This is a genomic window from Porphyromonas gulae DSM 15663 (assembly GCF_000378065.1).
GTDB classification, from domain to species: Bacteria; Bacteroidota; Bacteroidia; order Bacteroidales; family Porphyromonadaceae; genus Porphyromonas; species Porphyromonas gulae.
On record NZ_KB899155.1, the window covers coordinates 61,129 to 80,165 of the forward strand.

19 protein-coding genes and 1 pseudogene are annotated in these 19,037 nt (G+C 49.2%); 18 read left to right on the top strand and 2 right to left on the bottom strand.

Going from position 1 to position 19,037, the window contains the following annotated elements:
• Window positions 1-17: 17 nt before the first annotated feature.
• Window positions 18-368 carry an FtsB family cell division protein gene (locus F452_RS0104155; protein WP_018964983.1) on the bottom strand — a complete coding sequence of 117 codons (351 nt, stop codon included), beginning with the start codon at window positions 366-368 and terminating at the stop codon, window positions 18-20.
• Between the two features lie 226 nt (window positions 369-594).
• Window positions 595-687 carry a DUF1661 domain-containing protein gene (locus tag F452_RS13265; RefSeq protein WP_160216975.1) on the bottom strand — a complete coding sequence of 31 codons (93 nt, stop codon included), beginning with the start codon at window positions 685-687 and terminating at the stop codon, window positions 595-597.
• Between F452_RS13265 and F452_RS11375 the strand changes: the two genes are divergently transcribed.
• From F452_RS11375 to F452_RS13270, 18 genes and pseudogenes are all read left to right on the top strand, one after another.
• Window positions 656-781 carry a DUF1661 domain-containing protein gene (locus F452_RS11375; protein WP_152567392.1) on the top strand — a complete coding sequence of 42 codons (126 nt, stop codon included), beginning with the start codon at window positions 656-658 and terminating at the stop codon, window positions 779-781. The two genes, F452_RS13265 and F452_RS11375, sit on opposite strands and share 32 nt — an antisense overlap.
• A gap of 384 nt (window positions 782-1,165) precedes the next feature.
• A complete protein-coding gene (gene greA / locus F452_RS0104165; RefSeq protein ID WP_018964985.1) occupies window positions 1,166-1,636 on the top strand; it encodes a transcription elongation factor GreA in 471 nt (156 codons plus the stop codon).
• A gap of 18 nt (window positions 1,637-1,654) precedes the next feature.
• On the top strand, window positions 1,655-2,044 hold the full coding sequence (locus F452_RS0104170) for an HIT family protein (protein WP_018964986.1): 390 nt from the start codon (window positions 1,655-1,657) through the stop codon (window positions 2,042-2,044).
• A gap of 377 nt (window positions 2,045-2,421) precedes the next feature.
• Entirely contained in the window at window positions 2,422-3,357 is a 936-nt protein-coding gene (rsmH, locus tag F452_RS0104175; RefSeq protein ID WP_018964987.1) for a 16S rRNA (cytosine(1402)-N(4))-methyltransferase RsmH, read from the top strand.
• Entirely contained in the window at window positions 3,357-3,830 is a 474-nt protein-coding gene (locus F452_RS0104180; RefSeq protein ID WP_018964988.1) for an FtsL-like putative cell division protein, read from the top strand. The genes rsmH and F452_RS0104180 overlap by 1 nt, the downstream gene beginning before the upstream one ends.
• Before the next feature lie 9 nt (window positions 3,831-3,839).
• Complete coding sequence (locus F452_RS0104185) at window positions 3,840-6,041, top strand: penicillin-binding protein (RefSeq protein ID WP_018964989.1); 2,202 nt, start codon at window positions 3,840-3,842, stop codon at window positions 6,039-6,041.
• A gap of 10 nt (window positions 6,042-6,051) precedes the next feature.
• Window positions 6,052-7,515, top strand: coding sequence for a UDP-N-acetylmuramoyl-L-alanyl-D-glutamate--2,6-diaminopimelate ligase (locus tag F452_RS0104190; protein ID WP_018964990.1), 1,464 nt, complete (start codon window positions 6,052-6,054; stop codon window positions 7,513-7,515).
• A 14-nt stretch (window positions 7,516-7,529) separates the two neighbouring features.
• Complete coding sequence (gene mraY, locus F452_RS0104195) at window positions 7,530-8,789, top strand: phospho-N-acetylmuramoyl-pentapeptide-transferase (protein WP_018964991.1); 1,260 nt, start codon at window positions 7,530-7,532, stop codon at window positions 8,787-8,789.
• Window positions 8,790-8,816: 27 nt separating this feature from the next.
• Window positions 8,817-10,169 (top strand): UDP-N-acetylmuramoyl-L-alanine--D-glutamate ligase, encoded by a 1,353-nt coding sequence (murD, locus tag F452_RS0104200; RefSeq protein ID WP_018964992.1) that lies wholly within the window; start codon window positions 8,817-8,819, stop codon window positions 10,167-10,169.
• Window positions 10,170-10,181: 12 nt separating this feature from the next.
• On the top strand, window positions 10,182-11,432 hold the full coding sequence (locus tag F452_RS0104205) for an FtsW/RodA/SpoVE family cell cycle protein (RefSeq protein WP_018964993.1): 1,251 nt from the start codon (window positions 10,182-10,184) through the stop codon (window positions 11,430-11,432).
• Window positions 11,429-12,571 carry an undecaprenyldiphospho-muramoylpentapeptide beta-N-acetylglucosaminyltransferase gene (gene murG / locus F452_RS0104210; protein ID WP_018964994.1) on the top strand — a complete coding sequence of 381 codons (1,143 nt, stop codon included), beginning with the start codon at window positions 11,429-11,431 and terminating at the stop codon, window positions 12,569-12,571. Before F452_RS0104205 ends, murG begins: the two co-directional genes overlap by 4 nt.
• Complete coding sequence (gene murC / locus F452_RS0104215; protein ID WP_018964995.1) at window positions 12,568-13,938, top strand: UDP-N-acetylmuramate--L-alanine ligase; 1,371 nt, start codon at window positions 12,568-12,570, stop codon at window positions 13,936-13,938. Before murG ends, murC begins: the two co-directional genes overlap by 4 nt.
• Complete coding sequence (locus tag F452_RS0104220) at window positions 13,932-14,708, top strand: hypothetical protein (RefSeq protein ID WP_018964996.1); 777 nt, start codon at window positions 13,932-13,934, stop codon at window positions 14,706-14,708. The genes murC and F452_RS0104220 overlap by 7 nt, the downstream gene beginning before the upstream one ends.
• A 46-nt stretch (window positions 14,709-14,754) precedes the next feature.
• On the top strand, window positions 14,755-16,194 hold the full coding sequence (locus F452_RS0104225) for a cell division protein FtsA (protein WP_018964997.1): 1,440 nt from the start codon (window positions 14,755-14,757) through the stop codon (window positions 16,192-16,194).
• 2 nt (window positions 16,195-16,196) lie between these two features.
• The gene (gene ftsZ / locus F452_RS0104230; protein ID WP_018964998.1) at window positions 16,197-17,570 is read left to right on the top strand and encodes a cell division protein FtsZ; all 1,374 of its coding nucleotides are present in this window, start codon (window positions 16,197-16,199) and stop codon (window positions 17,568-17,570) included.
• A 33-nt stretch (window positions 17,571-17,603) separates the two neighbouring features.
• Window positions 17,604-18,053, top strand: a complete 450-nt coding sequence (locus tag F452_RS0104235; RefSeq protein WP_018964999.1) for a GatB/YqeY domain-containing protein — start codon at window positions 17,604-17,606, stop codon at window positions 18,051-18,053.
• A 239-nt stretch (window positions 18,054-18,292) separates the two neighbouring features.
• Window positions 18,293-18,904 (top strand): master DNA invertase Mpi family serine-type recombinase, encoded by a 612-nt coding sequence (locus F452_RS0104240; RefSeq protein ID WP_018965000.1) that lies wholly within the window; start codon window positions 18,293-18,295, stop codon window positions 18,902-18,904.
• A pseudogene (locus F452_RS13270) lies at window positions 18,901-19,037 on the top strand (TaqI-like C-terminal specificity domain-containing protein); the annotation flags it as partial. The gene F452_RS0104240 and the pseudogene F452_RS13270, both read left to right, overlap by 4 nt.

The window sequence follows — 19,037 nt, forward strand, 5'->3', positions numbered from 1 at the left end:
TCTGCCTATTTCATTAATTATTGATTGCGGACGCTGTCTCTGATCAGGAAAATGATTTCCTCGGGACGCTTCATCAGATACAACTCTCGGGCCGTATGCTCGATTCCTTGTTTGTTGGCTCGGATTTCTTCCAGACGCACACTGTCCTGATGATAGCGTTCCTTTACCTCTCGTAGTTCTTTCCTTAGGTTGTTGATACGGCTTTTGTAGCGAATCTGCTTACTGATATTGGCATCGCCGAAAACAAACGTCACCAAAAAGAAGAAGCCGATTACCACCAGGTACTTGACGTACCAATGACGACTCCACCAGGCTAAGATGCGCTGCTTCTTATTGTTGAGACTTGCTCTTTTGTCACGAATACCCATGATGCCGCATACTTTTGGATGAGACTTGCAAATATACCACTTTTCCCAAATTCCATTTCAGGCAAGGAGCTCGGCAGCTTAAAATTTCGAGCACTAGCGCAAGGCACAGTTCGTTCGGACGTAGAAAAGATCGAGAGTACGGAGACTTACGCCCGACAAAAGACAAAAATCCCCACACTTCGACAGGAATCCGAAGTTCCCCGAGCCTCCGTACCCCTTTGGGCATTTACGAGCGAGATTTTTTCGATTCGTGCGCCGAAAAAACGTGGCGCGTAAAAATTTTTGTTTTGGTTCGGGAAGTAAAAAATTCTCGCGCCAAAACGATTTTTTTCTCGCGCGAGTTTTCGCGAAAACACGTGCCGCAAGTCGACCGTTTTTGGCTCGAAAAAACCATTTTTCATCTTTCGGGCTAACCGTCCCATTTCCCATCCTTTATCGAAAGACAACTACAAGGAGAAGAAGTTCGATCTTTGATCGATCAGAAGGGTCTGCGCGAATCGGTAGAAGCGTCTCCACTGCCCGATTAAGAGAGGGGGAAGCAGAGGCTCCAAGCAGACTTGCAGGAAGTCGGATCAGGGGTCAACCGGAGGGCTAAAGTCGCTCATATAAGAAAGATTACTATCTTTGCAGCGGACGCGAAATTGCGCAAATAGCCAAAGCAAAGGACAGTGAGAGTTCCGGAGACATTCCATATATATGGGTATCTTCCGGGCTTCTTTTTTAGCTTTGGGTGAGAATGGCTGCCGAGAGCAGCATGAAGGATTGTTTTTCTAAACTAACACCACGCACAAGAAAGTATGGCATACAATTATATTACACAGGAAGGATACGATAAGATTTTGGCCGAACTGGCCGAACTCGAAAGCGTACAGCGTCCCGAGATCTCTCGGCAGATAGCAGAAGCACGCGACAAGGGCGATCTATCCGAAAACGCCGAGTACGATGCAGCAAAGGAAGCTCAAGGGATCCTCGAGACGAAGATTGCACAGCTAAAAGGGCTGATCGCCAACGCCCGTATCATCGACGAATCGCAAGTAAGTACCGAAAGCGTTCAGATACTGAACAAGGTGACGATCAAGAACGTGAAGACGGGTGCCGTGATGGCCTATACCCTCGTCTCGGACTCGGAAGCCAACCTGAGAGAAAACAAAATCTCCGTGAATACGCCTATCGCGCAAGGTCTGATGGGTAAGAAAATCGGCGATGCGGTTTCGATCAAGGTACCGAGCGGACTGGTGGAATTCGAGATTATAGACATTAGTTTATAAACACAAAAAGTTTGTTCCATGACTATTTTCAGCCGTATCATCGCAGGTGAAATTCCTTGCCACAAGATTGCCGAGAGCGATAAGTTCTTCGCTTTTCTCGACATCAATCCCCTTGCCCACGGGCATACTTTGGTCGTACCCAAACAAGAGGTGGACTACATCTTCGACATGAACGATGCTGATCTGAGTGAGATGACCATCTTCGCCAAACGGGTGGCTGCCGCCATCAAGCGCGCTTTCCCCTGCCGGAAAGTGGGGATGACGGTGATAGGCCTCGAAGTGCCTCATGCACATATCCACCTGGTACCGATGCAGTCGGAGGTAGATATGCACTTCGGGCGCCAAAAGCTAACGCCCTCGCAGGAAGAGCTGGCTGCAGCCGCAGAGAAAATCCGTGCTGCATTCTGATCGACCGACACACCACTCAGCGCAAAACAAAGGCTATGCCCTGTAAGAGTAGCAGTACTCTCGCAGGGCATTCTCTTTATTTGCATGTCAGCCATCAAAAATTTCTGTAAGTGCGATAGCACCCGTCATGGATATTTGGGGATTGAATCTGCACGAGCACAACTGCAGAAAGCCGTCGAGGCGCAGAAACGGCAGTATTTGCACACATTTTTCCGTCAAAGTTTTTCAACATTTCCTCCTCGATATATACCCTTCGGTGTTGATAAGTTTTTGGTCTCATCTGCATGATTTTTCCTCTTGTTTATACGTTATTGGCTAACTTTGGAGCGTGGTATAGCAAACGATCGCAAGCGAAGATTTAGGGGAGACAAACCAGTATGCATAATCCTGAGAAAGAGACTGTTTATCATATTCCGGTGATGCTTGATGAGTGTTTGGAAGGATTGCGAATCGATCCTGACGGATGCTATGTCGATGTCACATTCGGAGGAGGGGGACATTCCCGTGCCATCGTGGAGCGATTGAGTTCCAAAGGGCGGCTGTACGGATTCGATCAGGATGCCGATGCGTGCCGGAATATCCTACAAGACGAGCGCTTCGTCTTCATCCCTTCGAACTTTCGCTACCTCGCCAACTTTATGGATTATTACGGAGAGGATGGAGTCGATGGCATATTGGCAGATCTCGGTGTATCGTCGCACCACTTCGATGAGGAAGAGCGCGGATTCAGCTTCCGTTCGGAAAGCCCTCTGTTGGATATGAGGATGAATGCTCGTGCCGGCCAAAATGCTGCCACCATCCTGAATGAATACGATGCCTCGTCCCTGTCCGACCTCTTCTATCATTATGGTGAACTGAAGCAGGCACGCCGCCTTGCGGCATCCATCGTCCGTCACAGGGAGTCCCTTTCCGGCGGACTGCAAACCGTGGGACAACTCCTGGAGGCCGTGCGCAGTCTCGTCTCTCCGCGAGAAGAGAAGAAACAGCTTGCTTGTATCTTCCAAGCATTGCGCATCGAAGTGAACGATGAGCTGGGAGCCTTGGAACAGATGCTCAGAGCAGCACTCGGTTGTCTGCGAAGCGGTGGACGACTTGTCGTAATGACGTACCATTCGCTTGAGGACAGGATGGTCAAGAACTTTCTCCGCTACGGAACCGTAAAGGCACCTGACGAAGATGCTTTACGACTGTACGGAGCACCGCAAAGCCCTTGGCGACACATCACCCGTAAGCCCCTGACGGCATCGACGAAGGAGCTGTCCGACAATCCTCGTGCAAGAAGTGCCAAACTACGAATAGCAGAAAAAATATAATGGAAGAGACTACTAAAAACAATATCGACGAAGGGGAGGACATCCTATGCGAGCAAGAAGGGGTCTCTCCTGAGCGGGAGACCTCGACAGAAGAGGAAGCACCTCTTCGGGATGCTTACACGGCGACTTCAACGAAGAAAAATAGCTTTTGGAGCTTGATGGGAGGGTCTTTCATCGAGCATCCTTGGATAACCAGCAACTGGAAGTTGGGACTGGTCATCGTTCTGATGTCTGTGATCAACATTTGGAACGGATACGAAGCCATCGAGCAGGTGCGCGAGATAGGCCGGCTCGAGGAGCAGGTGAAGGACTACCGCTATCGTGCCCTGTTCAAAGCCTCTGAGGTAACCGCCATGAGTCAGAAGCTAAATGTGGAAAAAGCCATACAGGCCCAAAACCTGGAGCTGACGCTCTCGCAGACCCCACCTTACATCCTCTATCGTCCGGTCGATAAAGATCAACGCAAGAAATAGACTACCGGCATGAAACAGGAAGAGAGGAACAATCCCGTAACCAATAAGGCTGTACGTCGCTACCGTATCGTAGGGGCCTTGATGATTCTGGTCTTGCTCGTAGTATTCGGCAAGATTCTGAAGACGATTTTTGTCGAAGGAGACAGATGGCGTGCTATCGGGGAGACTCTTCATCGACCTGAACCGGTAGACTTGGCACCCATCCGCGGCAACATATACGCTGCGGACGGACGAGCCGTGGCCATAACGGCTCCTTACTTCCGTCTTTACTTCGACTTCCAAGCCGATCCGCTCAAATCAATCAAAAAGGATAGCCTGAACAAGCTTCTCGATACACTGGCACACAACATCAGCCGGAAGCTCTCCAACCAATACGAAAAGATAAAGCCGGCCGACCTGAAAAAGAAATGGAAGCAAGGCATGGCCAAGAAGAGTCGCTATTGGCCCGTGATCAATCGGGATATATCCTACCTGCAAATGAAAGAGCTGTACGATATGGCTCCCTTGGCACGTGTGCCTCGCAAAGGCCTTGGCCCCATACCGAGAAGCATACGTCCGGAGGAGAAAGCCAAGCGAATGATGCCGTTCGGCTCATTGGGCAGTCGTACCATCGGCAGCGTTTACGGATCGATGGACGGAGGCCTGTCGCAAGGGAAGAACGGCATAGAGCTGTTCTACGACAAGCAACTCAGAGGCGAGACGGGCAAGGCCAGCCGCGTCTATGTAGGAGGCAGAAGAATACTGAATACGATACAGTCGCCGAAGCGCGGTTGCGATGTCTACACCACCCTCGATATGGATATGCAGAGCATAGTTGAGGTAGAGCTGCGCAACAAGCTCGAAGAGGTAGAGGGAGAGAGTGGAACAGCCATACTGATGGAGGTAGCCACGGGACAGGTGAAGGCTATTACCAATTTGCAACGCACATCGTCCGGCGGATATATCGAATCCAAGAACTACGCCGTGGCAGACATGTCAGAACCCGGCTCTACGTTTAAGACCGTTTCGATGATGGTTGCCCTTGATGCCGGTATAGTACATCCGGAGGACATCATCGAAACGGGCAACGGCCTCTTCTCCGTAGGCAAGCGTACAGTCAGGGACCATAATGCCCACAAAGGCGGATATGGTCCCATTACGGCAGCTCAGACCATTTGGTACTCAAGTAACGTAGGCGTAGCCAAAATCATTCTGAAAGGTTTCGCTCACGATCCAGACAAATACGTGGAGGCCGTGAGGCGAACCGGTATCACGGACAAGTTCCGGCTGGAAATACCCGGCGAAGCGCCGGCCGTAGTACGCAAGCGTGCGGACAACCCCGACCGCTGGTACGGCACGACCCTGGCATGGATGTCGTTCGGATACGAGACTCAGATTCCACCGATCCACACATTGGCCTTCTACAACGCCATCGCCAATGGCGGCAAGATGATGCGTCCTTACTTCGTAACGAAAGTGATGGATAGAGGGGAGATCGTACAGGAGCATCAGCCGGTAGTACTGCGCGATTCCATTTGCAAGCACTCTACACTTGTGGCCATACAGGATATGCTCTCGAACGTAGTAGCCAAGGGAACCGGTTCGCCGGTCAAAAGCCCCACAGTAAACATCAGCGGAAAGACCGGTACAGCACAGATCTCTCAAGGCAAGAGTGGCTATCGAGCCGGCGGCACGATGCACTTGGTATCTTTCTGCGGATACTTCCCCTCCGAAAATCCCAAGTACACCTGTATGGTGGTTGTACGAGGCCCCCGTGGCGTATATCCCTCCGGTGGGGGAATCTCCGGCGTGGTAGTCAAGCAGATAGCGGAAAAACTACTGGCGATACAGGAGCCGGAACCATTCGACACAATAAGCCCACTACCGGAGATCAAGCATCTGCCTGCTGTACGTGCCGGACAGCGCGAGCCAATCGTCTCAGCATTGAAGTCTTTGAATCTGCCCGTCAAGTCAGCATCCGAGACCGACAAAAACCAGTGGGTACGCGCCACGGAGGAGAGCGGACGCATAAGTCTGAAGCCTTTGCCGGCTATCAAACGCGGTATAATGCCCGATGTCCGTGGCCTATCGGCACAGGATGCTCTATATATGCTACAACTCTCTGGACTGAGAGTGAAGACAAATGGATGGGGGCATGTAGTGGCCCAATCCTTACCGTATGGTTCTAAGGTGACAGTGGGGCAGACTGTTGTCATCGACTTATCTATGTAAAGAACAAGGAATGAAACTCGAACAATACCTCTCGGAGTTGCGCCCGATAGCTGTCATAGGAGATACCAAACAGGAGATCACGGATATTGCATCCGATTCCCGCAAGGCTACCGTCGGCACGCTCTTTGTAGCCATTCGTGGCACACAGACAGATGGACATATCTACATACCTCAAGCCCTTACACAAGGCTGCCGAGTTTTTGTCGTGGAGGACCTTCCGGAAGAAAAGCCTGAAGGATGCTGCTTTATCCAGGTGTCCGATACGGCCGAAGTCTTAGCCTCATTGGCCTCGGCACACTACGGGCATCCATCGCGCCACCTGACTCTGGTGGGTGTGACAGGTACGAATGGTAAGACCACCGTAGCAACCCTGCTGCACAGACTCTTCCGAAAAATGGGCTATAAAGTCGGTCTCGTGAGTACCGTCTGCAACTATGTGGATGACTTGTCCGAACCGACCACTCACACCACACCGGATCCATTGGCATTGAATGCTCTTTTCCGTCGAATGGTAGATGCAGGTTGCGAATATGCTTTTATGGAGGTCAGCTCTCATGCAGCGGCACAAAAGAGAATCGGTGCTCTTGACTTCGACGGCGGAATCTTCACGAATCTCACTCGTGACCATCTTGACTATCACGGTTCCGTACCGGAATATCTGCGAGCCAAAAAGAGTTTTTTCGATGGCCTCGGTGCTCAAGCTTTCGCTCTGATCAATGCCGATGATAAGAACGGCCTCGTAATGGCACAGAACACCCAAGCACGTGTGTGTACCTATGCACTCAAGAGCATGGCAAACTATCGAGCCAAGATAGTAGAAAGGCATATCGACGGCATGGATATGTACGTGGATGATAGAGAAGTCTTTGTCCGTCTGGTAGGGGATTTCAATGCCTACAACCTACTATGCGTGTACGGCACCGCCTGCGAATTGGGACAGGACAAGGAAGAAGTGCTGCGTATCCTCTCCGAATTGACTTCCGTGGACGGCCGTTTCCAGGCATTCACCGCACAGGATGGCTATGTGGCCATCGTGGATTATGCACATACGCCGGATGCACTGATCAACGTATTGGACACCATACGACCATTGGCAAAATCGCACAAAGTGATCACAGTGGTAGGAGCAGGAGGCAATAGGGACAAAGGCAAGCGTCCGATGATGGCTAAGGAGGCAGCCCGCAGGAGCGAACGTCTGATCCTGACATCGGACAATCCGCGCGATGAAGAGCCTCAAGAGATAATCCAAGAAATGGCTGCCGGACTTTCGACAGAAGACAGGAAGAAAACGCTGCTCATTACCGATCGGGCGGAAGCCATCCGCACGGCCTGCATGCTGGCAGAGAAGGGTGACTTTGTTTTGATAGCTGGCAAAGGTCATGAAACTTATCAGGAAATCAAGGGCATCAAACACCATTTCGACGATCGCGAAGTGGTCTGCGATGCCATGTCGAAAGATCGTATCGTTCAATAAACTCTATAGACATCATGCTGTATTATCTGTTTGACTATCTCGAAAAACTGCACCTCCCCGGAGCGCGACTGTTTCACTATGTATCGTTTCGGTCCGCGGTAGCCATTATCTTGGCATTATTGCTTGCCACCGTTATCGGCAACCGAATCATCGAAAAACTGCGAAAGGCACAGATAGGCGAGACTATCCGTGATCTGGGGTTGGAAGGCCAGCTCAGCAAGAAAGGAACGCCCACGATGGGAGGCCTGATCATTATCATCTCCATTCTGATCCCCACCCTATTGTTGGCTCGTCTTGATAATGTATATATCCTGCTTATGATCGTCACCACCGTCCTGCTCGGCTCATTAGGCTTCTTGGATGACTATATCAAGGTTTTCCGCAAGAAGAAAGAGGGCTTGCACGGGCGTTACAAAATAATCGGACAGGTGGGACTGGGTTTCATCATCGGGATAGTACTGTATATGAATCCTGCCGTAGTGATAAAAGAAAACACCGAGGTGCTTCGGGACGGACAGGTGGAGCGAGTACACTACAATAAACAGGAAGTAAAATCGACCAAGACCACAATCCCCTTCGTCAAGAACAACAACTTCGACTATGCCGATTTACTTCCCTTCAAAGGCAAGACTAAAGTGGTATTCGGTTGGATTCTCTTCGTATGTGTTGCCGTGCTGGTAGTGACATTTATCTCCAACTGCGCCAATCTGACTGACGGGTTGGACGGATTGGCTACAGGCTCCTCCGCTATTATCGGAGTCGTACTGGCCATTTTTGCCTATGTCTCCTCCCACATCGAGATGGCATCATATCTGAATATCATGTTTATCCCGGGTGCAGAGGAACTGACCATTTTTGCCTCTGCTTTCGTCGGTGCCACTATTGGCTTCTTGTGGTACAATGCTTATCCGGCACAGGTATTTATGGGAGACACGGGTAGTCTTACTTTGGGAGGGATCATCGCAGTTTTCGCTCTGATCATTCGCAAAGAGATGCTACTGCCGATTCTCTGCTTCGTGTTCATCATAGAGGGCCTTTCCGTTATGATTCAGGTATTTTATTTCAAGCTGACGAAACGAAGGACTGGCGAAGGGAAACGCATTTTCAAGATGACCCCCCTGCACCACCACTTCCAAAAGCAGGGCAATGCCGGTATAGATGCATGGCTACAGAAGCCTTTGCACGCGATTCCCGAATCGAAGATCACCGTTCGTTTTTGGCTCGTGGGGATCATCATGGCTGCAATTACTATAGCCACACTTAAGATGCGATAATAAATAAAAGAAAAACGAACTGGGAAGATGGAGCAATTAAAATATGATATAGTCGTTCTCGGAGCAGGAGAAAGCGGAATAGGTGCTGCGCTTTTGGCACAGGCCAAAGGTCTGAGTGTATTTGTATCCGACTACGGAAAGATAGCCCCGAAATACAAGGAAGAGTTGGAGCGGTATGCCATACCTTACGAAGAGGGACAGCATACGGAGGAGATAATCCTCCAAGCGGGAGAACTCATCAAAAGCCCGGGCATCCCCGACACGGCACCGATTATCCGCCAAGCCCTTGCCAAAGGGATAGGAATCGTATCTGAAATAGAATTTGCCGGACGTTACACCGATGCTTTCATGGTGTGCATCACTGGTAGCAATGGCAAGACAACGACCACAATGTGGTTGTACAACCTGCTTTGCAAAGCAGGTTTAGACGTCGGTTTGGCAGGCAATGTCGGTTTTAGTCTGGCCAGACAGGTGGCTTTCGACCCGCATCCTTATTATGTAATAGAGTTGAGCAGCTTTCAGCTGGACAATATGTACGACTTCAGGGCTAATGTGGCCATTCTGCTCAACATTACACCGGATCATTTAGATCGATACGATCACCGATTCGAACTTTATGCGGAAGCGAAAATGAGAATCACACAGAACCAACAGCCCGAGGATTGCTTCATCTATTGGGAGGACGATGCTTTTATCAGCCAATGGGTGGCGGAACATCATCCTACTGCTCGCTGTATGCCGTTTGCCATGGAAGCTCGAACAGAAAATACGACTGCTTGGATCAATGAAAAGAACGAATTGGTTGTCATGAATCTTAACTCACCTTTTGTTATGGACGAGGAACTTCTGGCTCTGTCCGGCATGCATAACAGACACAATGCTATGGCAACGGCCATTGCAGCCAAGGCTATGGATATTAAGAATGAAGATATCCGAGAAGCCTTACAGGACTTCAAAAACGTACCACATCGACTGGAAAAGATTGCACGCGTCAAAGGTGTCGATTACATCAACGACTCCAAGGCGACGAACGTCAATTCCACCTGGTATGCTCTGGAGAGTATCAAAACCAAAGTAATCCTCATTATGGGAGGCACGGACAAAGGGAACGACTACACAGATATAGAAGATCTGGTACTATCCAAGGTAGACGGCCTTATCTTCCTCGGAGTAGACAACGAGAAGCTACATAAGTTCTTCGATGGCAAGATCAGGCGAATTGCGGATGCACGTTCAATGCACGAAGCTGTTTCGCTTGCATACAAGATGGCATCCAAAGGAGATACGGTACTTCTTTCCCCTGCCTGTGCAAGCTTCGATCTTTTCCGGAACTATGAGGATCGCGGGGATCAGTTTCGGAAAGAGGTATTGAATCTATGAGATATTAGGAAAATGGCTTGGAAAAAATTGTTTCAGGGAGATAAGACCCTTTGGGTCGTTTTCTTCTTTCTCGTTGTCATTTCCTTGGTAGAAGTCTATAGTGCATCCAGCACTTTGGCATATCAGGGGCGAATGATGTCGCCCATACTGAAGCATGGGGCATTCATCATCATGTCCATTGTAACAGTTGTCTTAGTATCCCGATTGAACTCCACGACCTTGAAGTTCTTGGGAGGGGGACTATACCTTCTATCCTTGGTATTATTGATCATTGCAGTATTCAATGGAACGAGCATAAACGGAGCTTCGCGTTGGATCCCCCTGCCATTCGGCCTTACATTCCAACCCTCAGAGCTGATGAAGATAGCTCTGGTCATGATCGCCGCTATCATCTATACATTGCTCGGACACCTGTCTGCCAAGAAAAGATTTGTCTGGTTCTCGATACTTACGGCAATCCCGATCCTTATCATTGCCAAAGACAATCTATCCACAGCCATGCTCATTGCAGCCTTCTTTTTCTTTATTTCCTGGATCGGAGGTGCTCCCGGCAAGAATCTCTTCTGGCTATTCATCGGGGGAGTAGCCTTTGCCATTCTGGCATATATCCTATTGCTTACGCTACCGTCGCAAACACTGAGCAAACTATCCAATCGTGCTCCCACTTGGAAAAACCGTATCGTAAGTGATCCGGCGCTAAAAGATTTAAGCCCTGAACAGCGAGATTCGATGATGTACGTCATTACGGATGACAACTTTCAGGAATCACATGCGAAGATTGCTATCGCTCGTGGAGGGCTGTTCGGAGTAATGCCGGGGAACAGTATCGAGAGAGATATATTGCCACAGGCTTTCTCGGATTATATCTATGCCATTATCATCGAAGAGATGGGCTTCATTGTTGGGGGGATACTGATCCCACTGGCTTATTTCGTCTTATTTTTCCGATTGGCACAGTTAGCCCAAAGGGCAGTCAGCCGCTACGAGGGAATGCTCCTGATGGGGTTCGGGCTGCTGTATCTATTGCAAGCAATGTTCAATTTCATCGTAGCATCGGGAATTATCGTCACGGGGCAGACTCTCCCGCTCATTAGTAAGGGAGGGACATCGTACCTGATTACGAGTTTGGCTTTCGGGATCATGATGAGTATCTCGCGACGGACAACGCTAAACAAAGAAGAGGAAGAGACTACCGAAGCAGTAGCGATCGAAGCAGAAGTATCCGACGATGAACCACAAGAAATAAATATATTGGACGCATGAATAACGAAAAGTCAAACGCCAAACTGCGTTTTATCATAAGTGGAGGGGGGACAGGAGGACATATTTTCCCCGCCATATCCATTGCGGATGCCCTCCGTCGCCGATATCCCGAATGTGACATCTTATTTGTCGGTGCTGACGGACGAATGGAAATGGAGCGCGTACCACGATCCGGCTACGAAATCGTAGGCCTACCCATCAAGGGACTAAACAGGAAAAATGTATTGTCGAATTTCAAGGTAGCCACTGCCGTTTTCCGAAGCCTGAGACTGGCCGGTAAGACTATAAAGAACTTTCGCCCCGATGTTGTGATCGGCGTAGGTGGTTATGCCAGCGGTCCCACTCTGCGCAGAGCACACTCCTTCGGTATCCCTACCCTTATCCAGGAACAAAACAGCTATGCCGGTATAACGAATAAGCTCTTGAGCCGAGGAGCACATAAAATCTGTGTAGCCTATCCCGAAATGGACAGATTTTTTCCTGCTGAAAAAATCGTTTTTACGGGCAATCCGATTCGCCCGGAAATAGAGTTCGGCCGTCCCGACCGATCCGAAGCTCTCCACTTTTTCGGACTCGAACAGTCCGAATCGCCTGTCGTCTTAGTGGTCGGAGGGAGCTTGGGAGCTCTCACCATTAACAAAAGCATCACAGAGAAGTTAGGGCAATGGGCCGAAAGCGGTGTACGCCTTATATGGCAAACGGGCAAGAACTACATCGAAACGGCCAGAAACGCAGTAGAGAATCATCCCGGGCTTAAATGCTATGTCAATGATTTTATCACCCGAATGGACTATGCTTATCGTGCCGCCGATCTGGTTGTATCACGCGCCGGAGCATGCTCCATATCGGAGCTTTGCCTGCTGGGGAAACCCGCCATACTGGTTCCTTCGCCCAATGTGGCTGAAGATCATCAAACGAAGAATGCTTTAGCTCTCTCTACTCGCGCTGCTGCTGTTCTAATTCCGGACGCGAAAGCTGTGGAATTACTGACCGATACAGCTTTGTCTCTGGTTCGCAATCCGACAGAACTGAGTTCTCTGAGCGAACAGATCCGAAAACTGGCCAAACCGCAGGCGGCAGATCGAATTGTGGACGAAATAGCAAGAATAGTGGAATCAGAGAAAAGTGCAAAACAATGAAAAGAGTGTATTTCATTGGGATCGGAGGGATCGGCATGAGTGCTATTGCTCGCTACTTCCATGCAAAAGGATTCGAAGTGTGCGGGTATGATCTGACACCGAGTCCCATTACTGACCAATTGATCAAAGAAGGAATAGGAGTTCACTTCAGCGATGACCTGAATTTGATTCCGACGGCGTTTTTCTCTCCGGCCGATTCGTTGATCGTTTATACTCCTGCCGTACCTGCCGATCACGCGGAACTAACCTACTTCAGATCCAATGGTTACCGCGTAATGAAGCGTGCTGAAATCCTCGGAGAGATAACCCTGATGGAACGTGCACTCTGTGTCGCCGGGACACACGGAAAGACTACGACCTCTACCTTACTGGCACATTTGCTGAGATACAGCCATGTGGATTGCAACGCCTTCCTCGGAGGCATCTCCAATAATTATCAATCAAACTTATTGCTTTCGGACAAAAGTGATTTGGTAGTCGTCGAAGCGGACGAATTCGATCGTTCATTCCACCATCTGAAGCCTTTTATGGCTATCATCACATCTGCTGATCCAGATCATTTGGATATATACGGTACGGCTGAGAATTATCGCGACAGCTTCGAACATTTCACCTCTCTAATTCAATCCGGCGGAGTACTGCTGCTTAAATACGGTGCACCGGTCAATCCTCGGCTGGGAAGCGACGTCAGACTGTTTACATATTCATCCGATGATCGGCAGGCTGATTATTACGCTTCCGACATCACGATCAGGGATAGTCGCCTCTTTTTTACTTGGTATTATCCGGGTGGACGGCTCAGAGAGATAGAACTCGGCGTACCCATACGCATCAATGTAGAGAATGCCGTAGCAGCTATGGCTATCGCACATCTTAACGGCGTCACCTTGGAAGAGCTTCGAAGTGGCATCGCATCTTTCAAAGGCTCTCATCGTCGCTTCGAAAAAGTCTTGGACACAGACCGTGTAGTCCTGATCGATGATTATGCACACCATCCCGTAGAATTGGATGCTGCTATTCGCTCCGTACGCGAGCTATACTCCGACCGACGTATCATGGGGATCTTCCAACCACATCTTTATAGTCGCACAGCAGACTTTTATCAGGATTTTGCGAAGAGCCTTTCGATGTTGGACAAGGTCGTTTTGCTGGATATTTATCCCGCGCGGGAGCTTCCTATGCCCGGTGTAACCAGCCGTTTGATTTTGGATCTGATCGACAATCCGAATAAAACACTGGTGAGCAAAAACGAACTGCTCGATTATCTACACAACGACGAGATACCTGATGTCGTATTGATACTCGGAGCCGGCGATATCGATCGTTTAGTGATTCCGGTCAAACAATATCTTCAAACTCTATGCTGAAGAAGGTACTTTATATACTGGGCTTTTTCCTCGTACTCGCCTATCTTGTTGCAGCCATCGTTTACTTTTCGGATTATCCCGACGGTACACGCTGCTCAGGCTTGGAGGTCCGTGTCGAGGGCAAAACGAAGCATGCATTCATGCAAAAAAACGATGTGGAACGGGATTTGAAACGTCTTGGATTCACGCCCTATGGCAAACAGCTCGATTCTATCGACCTACACAGCATGGAAAGGAAGCTTCGTGCCAACTCACTTTTCCATGGAGCAGAACTATACGCCTCCCCGTCCGGTCAGTTGTATCTGACCGTGGAGCAGAAAGATCCGCTCTTTATGGTAGTTAGGTCTGATACCTCTTTCTATGTATCCACCGACAGGAGTGTGATCGTTCCGAACCTGCAGTATGCAGCCCCTGTCCTGATGGCCTCAGGGCATATATCCACATCCTTAGCCACCGGCCCCCTCTTCGATCTCATTGCATTTATTAGCGATGATCCGTTTTGGTCAAACTTTTTTGCTCAGGTTTATGTCCCTGATGACGGGCAGATTATACTCGTTCCCCGTATGGGTAAAACTGAAATAGTAATAGGTAGCACACCGAATTGGGCAGAAAAATTATCGAACCTACGCCTTTTTTTGGACAAAGCCATCCCAAAATATGGATGGGACACGTTTAAAACATTAAATTTGGAGTTTAAAGATCAGGTGGTCGCCACTCCTTTTCCCTCTTCCCCTCTTTACCCTGCAGCTGCCCGTGTGCAAGTGCAGTAGAGAAGATAGAGTTTTTTCTTGCGAGTAGCTACCTTCACCACATAGTATGAGCAGTATGAACACAATCTATGCAGTCATTGACTTGGGCAGTTGGTACATCCGAGGTATGGTGGCTCGCAAAACGGAAGATGGACGTGTTTCTCCGATTTCTTTTTATGAGGAACCGGCCAATAATTGCATCCGCCACGGATGCATACACAATATCGACGAAGCAGCAGCCATTATCCGACGCATCGTCAGCCAGCTAAATGAGCGACTTGAAGACAACACCCATATTACATCGCTATATGTCGGTGTAGGAGGGCAGTCGATCGCCTCGCAAGAGTATATCGTTCGCAAAGCCATGGCTCCCGAAGGAGAGGTCATTCGCACCGAGCATATCGAATCCCTCTGGGCTGAAATGCGAGGAGCCTCTTTCCCCGATAAGGAAGTTTTGGATGTGACCGATCCGCTCTTTTATGTGGACGGGAAACAAGAGATACAGGCCAAAGGAGTATTTTGCCATCAGCTTGAAGCCCGCTTCCAATTGATCACTGCTCGCCGTTCGGTAAAGCAGAATATCCGCATCGCCATAGAAGAACGTCTGGGATTGCGCTTAGCCGGCATCCTCGTCACTCCTCTTTGTGAAGCGCAGGTCTTGCTCTCGGATGATGAGCTGACATTGGGATGCTGCTACGTCAATATAGGTGCCGGCTGTACATCTGTATCCATCTATAAAAACAGGCTACTGGCTATGCTTCGCGTACTTCCGATGGGAGGTTATAACGTCACAAGGGACCTGACCAGCCTCCGACTGACAGAACAAGAGGCGGAAAACATAAAGATCAACAACGTGTCGATGATCAACGACAATAAGTCCAACGGATCATTCCGCATGACCTTTGCCGACAAATTCTCCGAAAGGGAGTTCCGCTCCTCCGAAGTCAATCGCTTGGCCAAGGCTCGCATGGACGAAATCACAGCCAACTACCTCAATATCCTACGCCTCTCAGGCCTCCTTGAAGATATCGGTGCCGGCATTATCCTCAATGGAGGTGGTGCCAAGATCAACAAATATATGGCTGCCATGAAGAAGATACTCGGAGAGGTCACTCCGGCCAAAATTCGAATGGATCGCATCGACACAGAAAATGCTATTTCTTTTATCGAAGGGCATATCTCTACCATCGGTTTGGCATATAAGGCCACCCAAGCCTGCACAGATTATATCACGACCAATTTGGGTGAACTGGTAAGCCAGATAGAGACCAAAGAAGAAACACCGGCCAACGACACCGTACAAGATCTATTCGCACAAGACCGGCAAATAGAGAGAAAGGAAAACGAACAGAGGGGCAATACTGACCGACAACGTGAAGACTCCCCCAAACAGACCGTCAAAAAGAAAGAAAAGACCGGGCCTTCATTTGGAGACAAGCTCAAGGGAGCTTTCATAAAGTTTGGCTCCTTGTTCGACGAAGATACTAATCAAGATAATAACAGATAGATATGGAAGACGAATTGCTGAACTTTAATTATACGGATTCCGGCTTGCCCGTTATTATCAAAGTAATCGGAGTCGGCGGTGGTGGTGGCAATGCTGTCAAAAACATGTACCACGGCAAGGTACGCGATGTATCGTTCCTCCTGTGTAATACCGATGTACAGGCTCTCGACCGCAGCGAGGTACCTGATCGGTTGGTACTCGGTCGCGAGGTAACCAACGGTCTGGGAGCCGGTAGCCGTCCGGAAGTAGCACGACGAGCAGCAGAGGCCAGCGAAGCCGACATACGCAAGATATTGGATGACGGCCATACCCGTATGGTCTTCGTAACGGCCGGTATGGGCGGTGGAACGGGTACCGGTGCAGCTCCTGTCATCGGGCGGATAGCGCGCGAACTCAATATCCTCACAGTCGGCATCGTTACCATCCCATTCGTATTCGAAGGCAAGCGCAAGATTCTTCAGGCTCTCGAAGGGGTGGAGGAAATGCGCAAGAACGTGGATGCCTTACTTGTAGTCAATAACGAACGGCTCCGCATCATATACAAAGATCTGAAGCTCGACAATGCTTTTGCCAAGGCAGACGAGACACTCACCAACGCAGCCAATGGTATCGCCGAGATGATCATGAAAGAAGGGACGATCAACCTCGACTTCGCCGATGTGCATACGACGCTCAAGGACGGTGGTATAGCCATCATCAGTACCGGCTACGGAGAAGGGCCCGACCGTATGGAGCAGGCCATCAATGAGGCTCTTACCTCTCCCCTACTCAACAACAACGACATTTTCAAGGCAAGGCGCGTACTCTTCAATATCTATCAAGGCACGGAAGACCCGCTGGGTACGGACGAACTATCAGCCATCAACGAACTCACGGCCAAAATAGAAACCGGATTCGATACTATTTGGGGTTATACTACCGATCCGGAGTTGGGCAAGAAAGTGAAGATCACCATTCTGGCTTCCGGTTTCGATCTGGACACCACACGCGAGAGCATCCGCATCGGAGACAACCTCGGCAATGTCATCAGCGATCCCATCTCTTCTCGTGAGATCGAGACGCAGAACGAACGGGACAATGATCTGATCAACCGCTACTACCGCCCCGATGAACTGGAAAAAGTGAAGGTGGTGGACTTCAAACCGATCATACTCAACCTCGATGAATTGGACAACGACGAACTGATCATGGCCCTCGAAGAGAAACCGGCCTACAGCCGTACAGGAGTACTGCTCTCTCGTATCGACAATATACGCATGCGGATAGCAGAGTCGGCCGGTCGTCTGAAGAAAGACATTGTCAGTTCGGAAGAGAGCGAACGACCTGCCTCCGAAAGCGAACGGCCAAGCTCTCCGACCACGATCTCATTCAATTAACAATACATCCGAACCAATAAACAAGCCTATACAATGGACTACTTTGAACTCATCAGCAACGATATTAAAGCCGCTATGCTCGCTCGCGACAAAGTGAAGCTCGAAGCCCTTCGCGGAGTGAAGAAAGAATTTCTCGAAGCCAAAACGGCCAAAGGCAGCGATGGCACACTGACCGAAGATGCGGCCCTCAAGATCATGCAAAAGATGGTCAAGCAGCGTCGCGAGAGTGCTGCCATCTTTGTAGAAAACGGCAGACCCGAACTGGCTGAACCGGAACTCGCCGAAGCCGAAGTGATCGAAGCCTACCTGCCCAAGCAGCTCTCACGCGAGGAGCTGACACCCATCCTAAAGGAAATAATCAGCCGTCTCGGCATTACTGACAGCAAAATGATGGGCAAAGTAATGGGGGTAGCCAGCAAAGAATTGGCAGGTAAAGCCGATGGAAGCCTCATCAGTACGATCGTAAGAGAACTGTTGAGCTGACAGAATCCCTCACTCTAAGCGAAAAGCCATGAATCCTGACTATTGGGATTCATGGCTTTTCTTTTGCCTACTCTATCATATAATCACTGACAAACCCTGCAAGAAAACCTTATCCTTACAGGGTTTATCATAGCTCTTTGTAACACTTTGGGGCTACTGTGATATATTCACCTTACCCGAGTATCCAATTATATATCTGTTCATATTTGTATCAGGTAAAACCATATAGAAAAACAACTATGATATACGGATACATCAGAGTGAGCAGTGACAAGCAGACTGTAGAGAACCAGCGTTTCGAAATCACGAATTTCTGTGACAGACAAAAGTTGATAATTGACGATTGGATCGAGGAAACTATCAGCGGCACAAAGAATTATAATAAGAGACAGCTCGGCCGTCTTCTAAGAAAGATCAGGAAAGATGATATCATCATCTGTAGCGAACTCTCTCGATTAGGGCGTAATCTCTTTATGATTATGGAAATTCTCAACATCTGTATGACCAAAGAGTGTCGTGTTTGGACAATCAAAGACAACTACCGACTTGGCGACGACATCCAAAGCAAGGTACTCGCTTTTGCCTTTGGACTGTCAGCAGAGATTGAGCGTAACCTCATCAGCCAACGCACTAAGGAAGCACTCGCCCGCAAACGTGCCGAGGGAGTAACGCTTGGAAGGCCGAAAGGAAGAAAGACCTGTCCCCAAAAGCACAAACTATATCATAAACAAGAACTCATCAAAGGATTATTAGAAGAAAATGTGTCTAAACGTCAGATTGCAAAGATTTGCAAGTGTGACAGAAACACTCTTTCTCGCTATATCCTTGATGTTATTACGAATGGAAATTGAGCCTTTTTGTTCAGCAACAGCACACCATCTGCGAGTTTTCGTCCTCTGAGAGCTGGGTCATCCTATCACCTATTGAGCAGAGTATCAAACGTAAAATAGAAGCAGCGGGTACACCATTGAAGGATTGGGATAT